We start from the raw sequence: 14,771 nt of genomic DNA, 5'->3' as shown, positions 1-14,771 counted from the left end.
ATGTCAAAATCAAAGAAAAACAGCTCCGAATACTTGATAAAAAGTATATCATTTATAGATGTTGAAATCAAATTTCCCCCATGTCTTTTTGCGCCGTATTTTGTCCACTCACGCAAAAATATAGACAATAAAATCAATTTCAAATAGCATAGATATAAAGACAAGGGCGCTGTTTTTTACAATGTAAATTTTAAATTTAAGGAGGATAACAACATGAAAAAAATTCACTCAATACTTTTAGGAATGGGACTAATTACAGGAGGCCTGATGCTTGCTGGCTGGACCAGCGGGGAAACCGTCACGCTTGAAGAAATCGATACGGCGACGCAGACAGAACAGCTGCTGAAAAACCATTCTTCTTTTCAGATTACTTCGGTCTATGTTGACGATGACTTTACCTATTCGCAGTATGTGGACAAGGATCTGCTGTTAGTCTCATATCCCGACAGCACTGAACTGTATCTGGATGGACAACTGAACTATCTTTCTGAAGAGGATTCCCTTAGCGGAATCTTGTACATTTTACAGGATCCTGTAGCATATCCCGCAACGGATAATGTGATTTTTTCCTCGAGCGCCGCTGAAACCATAACAAGCTGTGAAGAAAAAGATGGCAAAATTTACGTCTCCAGCGATGCTTCCCCGGAAGATACCGAAAAACAGGTAACAGGAGAAGGCTTCCCCTATAACGAAGGCGAGTATTTTATCACTGACTACGTTCTGGATGCAGAAACCTTCACACTTCTGTCCCTTGATGAAACCTTAGTCGCACCGGACGGCTCAACACGTCCCTATGTAACTGCTACTATTGAATATGATGTGGAAAGACCAGAGCTGGCACAGACAATGTACGAACACAGCACAGCCATAGAGAATCTTCGCCAGGTAACCCTCACAACAGATCCGGATACTGAAAACGAAGAGACCTTTTCCGTACAGGTACCCAAAGGGGATGGCGTAGTTATTTACTTACCAGAAGGTTATGATGGCATCTTTACAGACCGGGCTTGTACCAAGGAAGAAGAATCCCCTATAGACCGCAATGCAGACGCTACATTATATATGGCAAAGGGAAAGTAGAAGATGCAAAATATAAGAGACTTATTAACTGAACTTACAGACATCAATATGAACAATGTTTCAGATCAGATTGTTGTAACAATGGCGATCATTGTGGGGCTCCTGGTCGTTGCGTCCTTTTTTTCCCTTTTTGTATCCATCTACCTCGCTATTGCATACGCCAAATACAACCGCACGAAAAACACCTGCGGAAAAAACGGCGAAGAAGCAGCACGACTGGTTCTTGACAATAACGAGCTAGAGCACATTAAAGTTTCCAAAAACGGCTCCATCCTGTTTGGAAACAGCTACAGCCACTTTTTCAAGAAAGTACGTCTCAGAAGACTTACCTGGAAAAAGGACAGCATAACTTCTCTTTCAATAGCTGTGCAGAAGGCTTCCCTTGCCATTCTTGACAAAGAGGGGGATCCAGACATGGCAGCAAGAATCCGGATGACTCCTGTCATTTATTTCGGACCACTGGCTTTCATACCACTGATACTCATCGGACTTCTGCTTGACCTTTTTGTTTTCAGAAATGTAACTGGTCTGGGATTAATGTTTTTTACTCTCCTTGGTCTTATTATTTACATTATTTCCTTTGTCATGTCTGTTAAAGTGCTGAAAACCGAGAAAAAAGCCCAGGAAATGACTCTGAAGATAATGAAAAAAGAACATCTTGCGACAGCTGAAGAAATCGAAATGAGTAAAAAACTTTTCCAGCTTTACAACATTGAATATATAAACAATATGATTATTGCTCTTTTGGAGCTGGTTTACAGAGTTCTTCAGATCATCGCATACTTTGAGAGCAGTCTTCCGTCGAAAGACTGAGTTACTTTGCTTGGCTCCGGAGAAATATCAGCAGCTTCAGCGTAAACCCAAAAGGCACTGGCAGATGTGATTTTACACACATCTGCCAGTGCCCTTTTATGATTTACGCCTCTTCAGCCACATTCTTCTTTCTCTTCTTAAAGAATCTCACCAGCACAATCGCCATCACAGCTACCAGTACCACACCACTTGTAATGTCGATCTCCAGGAACAGTTTTGTCATGTTGGACATTTTGCCTGCGTCTGGATCCGGAACGGTGTAGTTGCCGCTGTTTACGGTAGTGTACAGAATATTCTTGCAAGCCTGGCGCATCGCTTTTACCAGAGTTGCGGAGGAAGTATTAGTGATCTTGTTGGACTCTTTGCTTGCAAAGCCAAGCATTGCGTCATTGCCGTTTCTTACCGCATCATCTGTATTCTGATAGCCATAGGAACCGTTCCAGTCAGTAAGAACCATTCCACGGAAGCCCCACTCGTCACGGAGAACATTGTTCAGAAGGTTCGGGTTTGCGCCGGTCCATCTGTCTCCAACGAAGTTGAAGGAGCTCATAACTGCCAGTGACTGTCCTTCAAAATTCTTTACACAGATTTCGAAAGGTTTCAGGTAAATCTCACGGATCGCCTGCTCATCAGAGTAGGTGAGGAGCATAGTACAACGGTTTGTTTCCTGATCGTTCATTACGAAATGCTTGATATACGGATAAACACCCTTTGTGGAAAGTCCGTTGATGGTATTCAGTGCGATCATACCGCCAAGAACACCGTCCTCAGAATAGTACTCAAAGTTACGTCCGGTAAATGCACTTCTGTGAATATTCATAGCCGGGGAATAGGTTCCGAAAATACGGCAGTCCGCATACTCAGCACCCTCAGCCTCACCAACTTTTTCCGCCAGCTCCTTATTCCAGGTCTGTGCGATCAGAAGCTCGGTGGGATAAGCAGTACCATAAACACCAATGTACCAGTCATTCAGTCCGGAAGTACCGTCGGAATCCTGTGTGCCAACTTTTCCAATAGAATCAACGCCAACCGTTTGGAAACCGCCAAGGTTTACCATGTTGATCATATCATCCACGGAAAGCTGATCCAGAAGGTCCTCCCACATTGCAAAATTCACAAACAGACTCGTCAATTGCCAAACGCTCGTACCAATACAGATTTTGGCTTATTTTGCGAAAAAAACAGCCAGCACTTATGAGTTCTTCAAATGCTGACTGTCTCCTTATTAGAATATGCAAATTGCAGGAATGATTAAGGGCACCCTCTAATTACTAATCTGAGAACTTCTCGAAAACATAATATCCAGCAGATACTTCCCGTCCTCCGCCTTCATAAACACCTGTCCATCATATTTTTCCGCAATATACACAATGCTTCTCACGCCAAAACCATGGCGGGTTTTATCTTTTTTATGGGTAACCGGGAGCCCGTCCTGAAACTGGACTTCCCGGCTGCAGCGGTTCTCCACATGCACGATCACCATCTCGCCCCGTCTTGTAAGATGAAGGCTGATAAACCGCTCTTCCTCTTTTTCCTCCTGCACGCACTCCAATGCATTGTCCAGCGCATTTCCAAACAGCGCATACACATCTGCTGCAGTCATGAAATCAATGCACTCTCCCTCTGCCATACAGCTGAATTCCACCTGGTATTCATTGAACAGAAGGGATTTTTCCCTCAACACATAGTCCAGCGGGCGGCAGCCTGTATTGTAAGTGGCATCGTAAATGGAGATGGCTCCTGTAATCTCTTTCAGATAACCAGACCTGGTTTCCTCATCCTCCACCCGCTCCAGGGCGCGGAGCTGGTGCTTCAGGTCGTGGCATTTGATGTTGATAATGTCAATGGCCTCCTTGGAGCTCTTCTGCTGAATATCCGCCATCCGCAGCATTTCCTCCATTTTTTCATGCTCACGCTTCATGCTGTTTTCCCAAAGTACCCGGTAAAACAGAACCAGAACAAAGGCACTGCAAATGAAACTGTAAGCCGGGCAGATCATTCCTCCAATTTTCGTTCCATCCAGGCTATGGTCATAAGACCAGTACACGCTTATGGTGATGGCAGTTAACATAAGTATGGCTGCCAGTGCTGCGATCCGCAGATCCCCATTGCCAAATTCCGTTTTCTTTTTGTTTCCTTTTACCGCCAGGAAATAAATTGCCAGAGCTGCCAGCGGGAAAATACCGAATCTGGTGACCAGCGCATGTCCCAGATGCTCCGGCGAAGTTTCATATGGAAGATTCAGCAGATAAAGTCCCATTCTGGACAACGCGAAACACATATGCTCGGTAGCATAACCTGCCGCTACAACAAACACAATTTCCAGCCACGCCGCGTCAAAAGCCAGCCAGATTGCCAGCCCCACAGCCAGCGCATATCCTATATAAACAAACACATAGGGCAGCATAAACGTTTCATTGCCATAAGGCGTCAGCAATCTGCACCATCCCCAGGACAAAAGCAGCTGTACCAGTACCGCCGCCGCACGCAGCGGAAAATACTGCCCCGCATCTGGAAATCCCCCTGCACCGTGTGAAACAGCAGGTCATCCCTGGACTTTTCTATATAATACACATAGGCTGCTGCAATGCGGTGGATTCCATCTTTCCCGTTGATCAGAATTTCCTTGGTCTGACGTTTCCGGAAAAACTGGATGGCTTTTTCCAGTTTTACCGCAAAATTGTAATAGCCCACAGGCTTTACAATGAAATCAATGGCGTGGACGGCATAGCCCTCCACTGCATATTTCGCCATTCCGGTGACAAAGATGATTCCAACAGCTTCATCCTTGGTTCGGATTTCTCTGGCAACCTCCAGGCCGTCGCTTCCCGGCATCTCGATATCCAGAAAAATAACATCGTAGTTGCCGTGATATTTTTCCAGAAATTCAAAGCTGGCGTTGTACACGTCCATTTTGATCTCCATATTGTGCTCCCTCTGGAACTGCTCCAGATAATCCGCCAGCCGCTGGGAGTCCTCGGTGAGATCATCCACGATTGCTACTCTTAAACTCTTTTCCATAAAAACCTTCCCATATCAAGAAACAACACTACCCTCTAACAAAACGATAGAGGGTATGCCGCTTTATTTATATTTTGTTGTTCTTACTAATTTATTCTTCCTCAAACTCCAGATCCTTACGGCTCATCTCCTCGATCAGCTCTTTTTTCACCTGATAAAGCTTCGGGGAAAGATCCACGTAAACCTTCTGCGGGTTGGAGAATCGTCTGGACTCATCCCAGAGAGTGCTCTGCTCCTGCTGGCAGATTGCGCGAAGCTCCATGACGGATGGAGATGTGTAGACACGTTTTCCTTCTTTAATAACTGGAACCAGAAGTTCACGAACCTCATAGGTACCACCCAGGATCTTGGTCTTCTTCCAGGTGTCAACCGGGTCAAATACTACCATAGTTTCATCTGGGTTCAGCTTCTCGTCAGCAAGACAGATCAAATCAGCTTTAATCTTGCCTGTGGACTTGCTGTAAATACGATATACTGTCTTATTTCCAGGGTTTGTTACCTTAGCTGTGTTCTCAGAAAGCTTGATCTTCGGAACAAATTCACCTGTCTCAGGATTTTTCACTGCCGCCAGCTTGTATACACCACCAAATGCCGGATTATCATTGGAAGTGATCAGACGTGTTCCAACGCCCCAGGAATTAATCTTAGCATCCTGTGCTTTCAGGCTCTCGATGAGATACTCATCAAGGTCACTGGAAGCGGAAATGGTAGCGTCATCAAATCCGGCTGCAGCCAGCATCTTATATGCTTCCTTGGAAAGATAAGCAAGGTCACCGCTGTCAATACGGATACCATATTTTTTCAGCTGGATTCCCTCCTCACGCATTTCCTCAAATACGCGGATTGCATTGGGAACACCAGATTTCAGCACATCATAAGTATCTACCAGAAGGATGCATGCCTCAGGATACATTCTTGCATATGTCTTAAACGCAGTATACTCATCCGGGAAGCTCATGATCCAGGAATGTGCATGGGTTCCAAGTACCGGCACGTCAAACATCTGACCGGTCAGCACACAGGAGGTTCCGACACAACCACCGATCACAGCTGCACGAGCTCCAAAAATACCGGCATCCGGTCCCTGGGCACGACGAAGACCGAACTCCATGATTCCATCTCCCTTCGCTGCATAGCAGACACGGGCCGCCTTAGTAGCGATCAGGCTCTGATGGTTCATAATGTTCAAAATCGCAGTTTCCACAAGCTGAGCTTCCATAATCGGTGCTACCACTTTCACCATTGGCTCTCTTGGGAAAATAACAGTCCCCTCCGGGATGGCATAAATATCTCCGGTGAAATGGAAAGAACTGAGATATTCCAGGAAATCCTCTTCAAATATGGAAAGGCTGCGCAGATACTCAATATCTGCGTCTGTAAATCTCAGATTCTCAATATATTCAATTACCTGCTCCAGTCCTGCACAGATAGCAAAACCGCCTCCGCATGGGTTATCACGGTAAAACATGTCGAATACGACAGTCTGGTCAGTTGGGTTCTTAAAATACCCCTGCATCATGGTAAGTTCATAGAGATCCGTGAGCAGAGTCAGGTTATTTGCTCTCATGTTTATTCTCCTTATTAATGAGGCCAGTCTGAGACTCAATTACCTGAATAATTTTAAACAGGCTCCAGACAGGCTGTTTAATTATAAAAATTTTATACGGTAACCATAAATTCACAGGAACAAAGCGAAGTAATTTCCTATAAAGTAAAAAAGTTTCTGGCACTACTACCTTAGAGTGTGTCTGAAAAAAAACTCCAAAAGCTTCCCGCCAGCGACCTATGCGATTCCGTATATTTTGCTTGATTATAACACATTCATCCAGAAATGCACAGGGAAAAGGCACTGGAAATCTTAATTTTTTCCAGTAAAATCAAGGCTTTGCACGAATTGAATAAATTTTTTTAAAAAATTTGAAAAAAGGGGGTTGACTTTTATATGGGTGTTGATATATAATACAACATGTCGCAAGCGAGAAAACAACTTGCTAAAGCGCATAGGGCTATCGCCAAATGGTAAGGCAACGGACTCTGACTCCGTCATTTCAAGGTTCGAATCCTTGTAGCCCTGCTAAGTGGAGCACCTCAGATGAGGTGCTTTTTTCGTATTATGAAATTTCCGGAAGCCGCGTATTTACTGGCTTTGCGGGACTTTTAAAATTTTTTCTGAAACGCTTTTTCGTGGCTCTGAAAGGTGATTTTTTCCTTATTTGGCTTACTGATTTTTACTACATTTTCGGTGGTTTTCAGATGTGATAGGTCAATTTGGGATCGATTATAGGTCAATTTAAAATGACGTTGCTGCCAAAAGGTACTGAAAACAGGAAAAATGAAGAAAATCGGCTAAAAATCGACAAAATTCTACTTTTTCTACCTTTTGCACAAAAAATTATGTTTACTTTTGTGATATTTTCGCCTCATAATCAAGACAGTTTCCACGCTTCAAGTGCACAAATCCATTTTAGTACTCCCACCGCTTATTCTTCTGTCCGAAGGCGAACCTTAATTGACTTACTTGGTCAGTTATATTTCGGCGTTTGCCTCACAGCCCTCGGATAATGTTCAAATAATCCTGTCTCTGGTCTACGACAGCATATATAATAACTTCCTTTCGGGCTTCATTAACTTTATAAAATACAAGGTCTTTTTCAAGAATCAATACCTTATAGCCCTGACGCTTTAATACCAGGTATCTTGGATCAATTCCAAGATCTGGATTTTCTCCCAGCTGTCGTATACGATCTTCTATTTCGTCTAACTTTTTCAATGCCACATCATTGCCGAAATTTTGTGCAATATATAATACAATCTTTCGCAGACCAGCATCTGCGGTATCAGTACGAACAACATTGTATTTCAAACTCAGCCCTCCTGCAGCATAGCACGTAAATCATCAAAGGTTTCACTGATCGGCGCAACACGACCATTCTTTACATCGTCTTCAGCTTCAGCAAGGACTTCAAGCAATTCGATTCTTGATTTCATATTCTTATACTCTTCATAGGACAAAGACACCGTATCACCTCTTCCATTTACAGTTATGATAACAGCTTCTTTTCCCTCACGGCACTGCTTTGAGATTTCATTATAATGATTTCTTAAATCCGCCGATGGTCTGATAGTTTCCTGCATAGCAAACATAATACGCACCTCCTGTTGTTATATATGAAAATTATATCATTTAATGTCTATACTTTCAACTTCTTAGTCAATTCCATTCATAAATTTTAGAATTCTTCATTTGTTCTAGCACCCCAAAAGGGGATGTCGATTAATACCTCATTTCGACATCCCCAGTAGTAATTGAACATAACTTCTCTTGATCTGTAATTAACTTAACTAATCGTATAGCCTTTCACATTCCTTAACAAGCAATTGTCTAGTTCCTCCTCGAACTCTTTGTCTGCCTTACTATTTTTCCTCTTTTCCAATATATCTATTATCTCTTTAACTTCAATTTCATCTCCATTTTTAAGATGCACTTCTGCATCTTCTTCCAATCCAGAAATATCAATACATTCTATTTCGTAATACTCCCCTCCCCATTATACACAGCCTGAAAATTTGCCTCTTCTGTGTCATCTTCTATTAGATCACCTATTCCTTGTTCATCCAAATCTCTTTGCAAATCCGCAGTCTCTTTATTATCTTTGTACCATTCCGCAGCTTCCCTTGTTTCAAATGGATTGTTTCGTTCCTTTGATGGAGCACTTCAAACAAACTTATGGATTCTATCCCAAATATCCTGTGGCAGATGCTGGATATGGCTCATACAACAATTATATTTTCTGTGAACAGAACGGAATTGAAAAGTACATGAAATTTCCAATGTTTAAAAAGGAAACTAAAGATGAGAAATATCATGAAGATCCATTTCGTGCAGTTAACTTCAGAATTGATGAGCAAGGTGTCATGAGATGTCCTAACGATAAAGCATTCCATTTTTTATACAGAAAAAATGTGAGGGGAAATCAATACGGACGTAAGGAAGAATTGTATGAATGCGAAGACTGTAGTGGATGTCCATATGCAGAGAAATGTAAGAAGACAGATAAGAATCGAACCGTTCGGATCAATCAGGAATTAACTTCCATGCATCAGGAAGTAATCGAAAACCTAGAAAGTATCCACGGTGCATTATTACGAATGAACCGTTCGATACAAGCAGAAGGCACTTTCGGAATTATGAAAAACGACCGTTGGTACAAGAGAATTGTCCGAAGAGGTATTCATTCAGTCAAACTGGAAGTTTTACTTGTGGCGATAGGCCACAATCTATATAAATATCAGAAAAAAAAGATGAGAAACAGAACTGCCGCATAGATTCAAAAAAAGAATTTCTATGGGGTAGGGGAAGTGCGCTTTCTTTGCGCATGATTTCAATCATTTATACACAACAGGTACAAAAAGGGAGATGCGAAAAAACTCAATCGAGTTTTTTCACATCCCCTTTTTCCCTATACCACGTTACGTTCCATCATTACGCCCAGTAAATTCTGCATCCAGTTTCATGGCTCATATGAACCGGATGGCCAGGTGTATGCTCTGGCATATAAAATACATCATGGTATTCGTTTCTGGCCAGAAGCTTTCCATCCTGCTCTATCCACAGTGCAACATTATAGACGTTTCCACTGTGAATCGTTCCGTCAAAATCCCAGAGCTTTGTGAGAGAATCCTCTGCTATGACAATGCTTTTCACATCCTCAGCTACTACTTTGCCTGTTTCGTCAGTAATGCTGTAGCCTACCTGGCAGGTTCCAAGCGGATAACTGTAATCGTTTACTGCATAAATTGCATCCAGCTTGTCTTTAAATTTTAAAAATATTCCAATTGGCATATTGCTTTCCAGCACAGCCTGCAGACCCTTTTTCGGAAGCCCCCAGTAATCATAAATTCCGTAAAATGTTTGCGGACACATATCATTAAATAAGAACTGTACATAGCCTGCGTTTGGTTTATACTTCTGCATACGGTAATGTTCAATAAAATATTTCAGTAAATAATATTGATACTGTCCGATTGAATCCAAATTTTCCAGTATTGGCTGTAAACGGCGGTAAACGGGTGGCATTTTTTTCAGGTTATCGATACATGGCGGTGCATCAAAGCCGAACTCTGTATTCATTTTTTCTGTTGTTCCATAGATATCACTGTAATGCCCCTCTGCACCGTCCAGTGAACCGGTATAGTTATGACTGTCTCCGCTGTCTGGATCATTTACGCAGAAGGAACCTTTAATGACCGGACGACTTGGATCATGCTCGCATACTGCTGCAAACAGCTTTGGACCTGGGCTTACCTTCATTGCATCACAGTCAGCCCGATCCATATCCGGAGTTGGATTTAATGTAAGATTACCTGGTTCATTCATGCAGATCCAGCAAAACAGAGAAGGATGTTTTTTTAGCATATCGACAGTTTCCAGGTAAATATGGATAAAACGGTCTGCAAATGCTTCGTCCACCGGATGCATCCAGTTATATTCAGAATCATGCATAATTCCAAGGCCAAGTTCATCACATAGCTCATAGAAAACTGGAAGGTCTACGTGTACGTGTACACGAAGCATATTAAAGCCGCTGTTTTTTATTTGCAGCAAGTCTCTGCGATAACGTTCTTCGTTCATTGCAGAAACATATGCATCTGGAAAATAGGCTGTTCCTCTCATGTAGAAATCTTTTCCATTTAAAATAAATTTTGTCATTTCCGGTGTGCGATGCATCTCAATTTTCCGGAAACCAGTTGTCTCCTCGTAAGATTCCATTACTGAGCCATCTTTTGCACAGAGAGCAACTTTTACCCGGTAGACAAAAGGCGTTCCTTTATCCCATGTATTCCAGAGACGGACATGAGAGAGTATTCCATCCAGGCTGGCAACGGTCGGTTCAGGGTCATTGCATGACTGTGTGCCGACCAGATCCTCATTCTTTAAAAAGACTACTGCTCCGGTAAAGCAGTCTGTAATACTCCACTTCAAAGACGCAGTTTCCAGATTCTTTATCTTAACTTTCAAATGCAGACTGGCATTCTCCAGCGTATCATCCAGCTGATAAGAAAATTCCGGGTTTTCTGCAAAGCCAGCTCCCTTTTGTATTTTCAGGCTGACGCTTCCATAAATGCCGACCGGATTTACATCTCTTTGAATGAACGTGTCAGAATGCTCATAAGTACCTTTTACCATATTTCGGTAGATTAAAAAGGTACGCCGTTCCTGTCGGTTTGCTGCAACCTCGTCATCCCATGGTGACCAGACTTTTACGATCAGTCGGTTCTTTCCGTTTCTCTGTACTGCCTCGTCTAGTGAAAAAGAAAATGGAGCTGAATATCCTTCATGACTACCAAGGTATACACCATTCAGCCAAACTTTGCAGTAATAATCCACATTTGTAAAACAAAGTTCTATATGTTCTTCTGCTCCAAGTGCCAGTTCAAACTCTTTTTTATACCACCATGGGGCATCATTAAAATATCGCAGTTCTCTTCCCCAGTACGGATGCTCCGAAAAAAGGAGCTGTAGGTGCTTTAATTCTGGCAGTGGCTCCCATTCTGAAATTTGTGGCCCCTGCAGTGTCATAAAATCCTCACGTTCTGGCAGGCCAAGCTGCTCACACGTATCATGTACATCCTGTAAAATATTCCAGTTCTTTGATAAATCCAGTTTCATATATCCTCCTGTATTCAGCTCTTGACAGCACCTGCTGCCATGCCCTCCATTACCTGTTTATTTAAAAAGAAATATACTATAATTGTCGGAAGAATTGCAATTACGATTGCTGAAAAGGTAGCACCCCAGTCTCTGCGTCCCATTTCACCAACAAAAGCGTTTAGTCCGATTGGAAGAGTTTTCATCTCGTCTTTTGTCATAAACGTATTTGCATAAGTAAACTCATTCCAGATTGACACAAAGTTATAGATAACCACTGTGACAGTGGAATTTTTTGCCATTGGAAATACTATCTGCCTGAAAATCCTAAAATTACCTGCTCCGTCAATTGCTCCCGCCTCCAGCAGTTCATTCGGTATGTATTTCATGAATCCAACATACAGGAAAATACACATTGGCAGACTGAAGCCTATCTGTGGCAGAATAACGGCAGCATAGGTATTACGCAATCCCAACGTATTATAAGTCTGGAACATTGGGATCAGACATGAAAATGTGGGAATCATCATGCCAAGTAAAAAAAAGGTTAATACCTTTTCGCTCTGTTTGAAGCGAATTTTGCTGATCGCATAGGCCGCCGGTGCACTTAGTACTACGATACCAAACAGTGTACATATAGCTACAACCACACTGTTAAGAAAATAGCGCACGAGACTGGACTGCGTAAACGCTTTGATATAATTTCCAAGATAAAAGCTACCAGGAAGCGCATATGGCGCAGAACCGGCAATTTCCTCTGGTGTTTTTAAGCTCGCTATAAGAACCCAAAATACCGGGTAACTTTGCAGCACTACAAAAAAGATAATGAAGATTAGAAATATTATTTTTGTTTTCTTACCTGCCTGTAACGTTTCCATCTAATCCCCCCCATCAATCACTGAATTTTTTCTGAATCAGTTTAACGATTCCTACGGCTATTAATGATTCAATCAAAATAAATACCGCAAGCGTACTTCCATAGCCGAAGTTTGACATACTGAATGCCGTTTTATACATATAGGTTGCCACAAGTTCTGTTGCATTACCAGGACCACCTCCGGTCAGGATGTAAGATACATCAAATCCCTTCAGACAGCCGTTTACAAGAATGACCAGAACCACAAAAAACATATTTTTAATTGCCGGAAGTTTGACAAAGAAATATGCCTGTATCCAGTTGCATCCATCAATATACGCAGCCTCTATGGTGTCTTTGGAAACATTCATCAGTGCGGCATAAAAAATAACCATATATAATCCACAGAATTTGTATCCATCAATCAGAGTCACCCATGTTAGTGCATATTTAAAATCAGATAAAAAAGCTATTGGTTTGAGATGCATCAGCTTCATCAGTGCCGGTATTACACCGAGTGGCTGAACTGACAGCAGTTTTTCAAAGATCTTGCAGACCGCCATAGATGAAATAATACAGGGAATGAAGTACAATACCCGGAATAGATTGGACCCCTTTTTAATTCCGGAAAGAAGGGTAGCCATTAAAAGTCCCATAAACATCTGAAAGACTGTGCCGAGCAACAGGAAAAACATATTATTCAAAAAAGCAGTTCGCAAATTTTTATCTGACAGCATTCGGCTGTAATTTTTCAAGCCTGCAAATGTTTTTTCTCCGATTCCATTCCAGTCCATAAAGCTGTAGCCAATAGTTTGAAGCATTGGGAAAAGAACAATCGACACATAAACCACAAGTGCGGGCAATAAAAAAAGCCATGGTTCTATTTTTCTTTTTGGCTTCATATTTGTCTTCCTTTCTGATATCCAGGGCTTTTGATTTTCAAAAGCCCCGAATGCTGTTTCTCTGTCTTATTTCTGATTTTTTACATATTCATCCATATTTGCAGCCCACTCTTCAGGAGTTTCCTGACCAAGTGCAAGGATGACGGTCTCTTTTTCCAGCGGCTCTACAAGTGCAGAATCAATAACTACATCCCAGCATTTTGCATACTCCTTCACATTGGACACATCCTCAATGATCTGCTGATATACCTTTGGAAGACTCTGCATTGTTTCTTCATCTGGCATTACGGATGGAAGCTGATTGTAAGAAAGACTTGCATCTGCATAATGTTCAAGAAGGTATTTCATCCACGCTTTCATCTCGTCATCCACAGCATCGGTGCGAATCGCAGTTCCAATACCGGAGTTTGCAAAGAAGTCGGTTGCTGTTGTCACATCTGCATCTGAATATGTTGGCATAGTGAAGTATCCAATATTATCTTTAATGTTTTCGTCCTCACCAATCATATCTGCCTGATCAAGTGCCCATGTACCATTATACATAATTGCTGCCTGTCCGGAAGCAAAGAGATCAATCATTGTATCGTAATCTGCACTGCTCCAGCCTTCCTGGAAGTACTGTGCAATATCCTGAATAAACTGTGCTCCTTTCAGTCCTGCTTCTTCACCAAAAGATCCTTCTCCGGATACTGCATTTTCAATATATTCATTTCCTGTCAGTCGGAATGGAACCTGTGCAAAGTAGCGGAGGATTGGCCAGTCACCACCCATTGCAATCGGAATAATTTCCTGATCCTGTAACAGCTTGCAATCTGCAAGTAACTCATCAAATGTTTTGGGAGTTTCCGTAATTCCAGCCTGCTCAAACAGATCTTTGTTGTAGAAGAAATATTCGGTGTTGCACTGCAGCGTCATCAGATTCAGACTGCCATCTGAAAGTCTTGCGTATTCCTTCGAGATTGGGAAAATCTGGTCATACATTCCAAGCTCTTTGTACAAATCTTCAAAGGAATAGGCTTTTCCGTCTGCAACAATATCTGCGAACCAGGTATCCGGATCGGAGTCAAACCACTCAGGCAATTCATCGCTTGCTGCCAGAATTTTCAGTTTCTGCAGATATGCAGTACGATCTGAAATATTCTCAATTTCAAAATTAAAGTCCAGATCAGGATTCTCTTCCTGGTACTGCTTGGCAATATCCTGTATTGCCAAAATTGCTGATTCAGATGCACTTCTGGATGACAGCCAGTTAATATTCAGTTCACGTTCTGCTGCATTTACTGTTACTCCAAATATAGAAGATGCCATGGCAGCTGTTAATGCTGCGATAAGTATTCTTTTTTTCATTACGATTTCTCCCTTTTAATTTAATTTTTTGTTCCTGAATATACTTCAAACCGGTTTAATTTTTTTCTGGAACTCTTTGTTGTCTTAATTATAATAAAATACG

13 protein-coding genes, 1 tRNA gene and 1 pseudogene are annotated in these 14,771 nt (G+C 42.0%); 4 read left to right on the top strand and 11 right to left on the bottom strand.

All coding sequences use genetic code 11. The features are described 5' to 3' along the window. The first annotated feature begins 213 nt into the window (after nucleotides 1-213). Entirely contained in the window at nucleotides 214-1,080 is an 867-nt protein-coding gene (locus LIZ66_RS07480; RefSeq protein WP_226837850.1) for a hypothetical protein, read from the top strand. A gap of 3 nt (nucleotides 1,081-1,083) precedes the next feature. Continuing rightward, nucleotides 1,084-1,893, top strand: a complete 810-nt coding sequence (locus LIZ66_RS07475; RefSeq protein WP_195408917.1) for a zinc metallopeptidase — start codon at nucleotides 1,084-1,086, stop codon at nucleotides 1,891-1,893. 103 nt (nucleotides 1,894-1,996) lie between these two features. Here LIZ66_RS07475 and LIZ66_RS07470 read toward each other — a convergent pair whose 3' ends face one another. From LIZ66_RS07470 to LIZ66_RS07455, 4 genes are all read right to left on the bottom strand, one after another. Continuing rightward, entirely contained in the window at nucleotides 1,997-3,010 is a 1,014-nt protein-coding gene (locus LIZ66_RS07470) for a glycoside hydrolase family 3 N-terminal domain-containing protein (protein WP_226837849.1), read from the bottom strand. A gap of 147 nt (nucleotides 3,011-3,157) precedes the next feature. Beyond that, on the bottom strand, nucleotides 3,158-4,330 hold the full coding sequence (locus LIZ66_RS07465) for an ATP-binding protein (RefSeq protein ID WP_195408918.1): 1,173 nt from the start codon (nucleotides 4,328-4,330) through the stop codon (nucleotides 3,158-3,160). After that, entirely contained in the window at nucleotides 4,324-4,914 is a 591-nt protein-coding gene (locus LIZ66_RS07460) for a LytR/AlgR family response regulator transcription factor (RefSeq protein WP_195408919.1), read from the bottom strand. Before LIZ66_RS07460 ends, LIZ66_RS07465 begins: the two co-directional genes overlap by 7 nt. Before the next feature lie 91 nt (nucleotides 4,915-5,005). Further along, on the bottom strand, nucleotides 5,006-6,481 hold the full coding sequence (locus tag LIZ66_RS07455) for a nicotinate phosphoribosyltransferase (RefSeq protein ID WP_195408920.1): 1,476 nt from the start codon (nucleotides 6,479-6,481) through the stop codon (nucleotides 5,006-5,008). 435 nt (nucleotides 6,482-6,916) lie between these two features. On the opposite strand from LIZ66_RS07455, the gene LIZ66_RS07450 reads away from it, so the two are divergent. After that, nucleotides 6,917-6,988 (top strand) — tRNA-Gln (locus tag LIZ66_RS07450). Between the two features lie 471 nt (nucleotides 6,989-7,459). On the opposite strand, the gene LIZ66_RS07445 is transcribed toward LIZ66_RS07450, so the two are convergent. The 3 genes from LIZ66_RS07445 to LIZ66_RS07435 form a co-directional block, all read right to left on the bottom strand. Beyond that, entirely contained in the window at nucleotides 7,460-7,777 is a 318-nt protein-coding gene (locus LIZ66_RS07445) for a type II toxin-antitoxin system RelE/ParE family toxin (RefSeq protein WP_173716955.1), read from the bottom strand. 2 nt (nucleotides 7,778-7,779) lie between these two features. Then, entirely contained in the window at nucleotides 7,780-8,058 is a 279-nt protein-coding gene (locus LIZ66_RS07440; RefSeq protein ID WP_173719200.1) for a type II toxin-antitoxin system Phd/YefM family antitoxin, read from the bottom strand. A 194-nt stretch (nucleotides 8,059-8,252) separates the two neighbouring features. Then, complete coding sequence (locus LIZ66_RS07435) at nucleotides 8,253-8,417, bottom strand: hypothetical protein (protein WP_195409987.1); 165 nt, start codon at nucleotides 8,415-8,417, stop codon at nucleotides 8,253-8,255. Nucleotides 8,418-8,598: 181 nt separating this feature from the next. Between LIZ66_RS07435 and LIZ66_RS07430 the strand changes: the two are divergent. Next, nucleotides 8,599-9,240: pseudogene (locus LIZ66_RS07430) on the top strand (transposase); the annotation flags it as partial. 157 nt (nucleotides 9,241-9,397) lie between these two features. Here the strand turns inward: LIZ66_RS07430 and LIZ66_RS07425 are convergent. The 4 genes from LIZ66_RS07425 to LIZ66_RS07410 form a co-directional block, all read right to left on the bottom strand. After that, nucleotides 9,398-11,584, bottom strand: coding sequence for a glycoside hydrolase family 2 protein (locus LIZ66_RS07425; RefSeq protein WP_148463459.1), 2,187 nt, complete (start codon nucleotides 11,582-11,584; stop codon nucleotides 9,398-9,400). A 14-nt stretch (nucleotides 11,585-11,598) separates the two neighbouring features. Further along, nucleotides 11,599-12,441 carry a carbohydrate ABC transporter permease gene (locus LIZ66_RS07420; protein ID WP_148463458.1) on the bottom strand — a complete coding sequence of 281 codons (843 nt, stop codon included), beginning with the start codon at nucleotides 12,439-12,441 and terminating at the stop codon, nucleotides 11,599-11,601. 13 nt (nucleotides 12,442-12,454) lie between these two features. After that, complete coding sequence (locus LIZ66_RS07415) at nucleotides 12,455-13,321, bottom strand: carbohydrate ABC transporter permease (protein WP_148463457.1); 867 nt, start codon at nucleotides 13,319-13,321, stop codon at nucleotides 12,455-12,457. 66 nt (nucleotides 13,322-13,387) lie between these two features. Next, nucleotides 13,388-14,668 carry an extracellular solute-binding protein gene (locus tag LIZ66_RS07410; protein ID WP_148463456.1) on the bottom strand — a complete coding sequence of 427 codons (1,281 nt, stop codon included), beginning with the start codon at nucleotides 14,666-14,668 and terminating at the stop codon, nucleotides 13,388-13,390. Between the last annotated feature and the right edge of the window lie 103 nt (nucleotides 14,669-14,771).

It is taken from the genome of Blautia faecis, from assembly GCF_020554845.1.
Lineage (GTDB): Bacteria > Bacillota > Clostridia > Lachnospirales > Lachnospiraceae > Blautia_A > Blautia_A faecis.
This window is presented reverse-complemented; position numbering and strand designations above follow the sequence as displayed.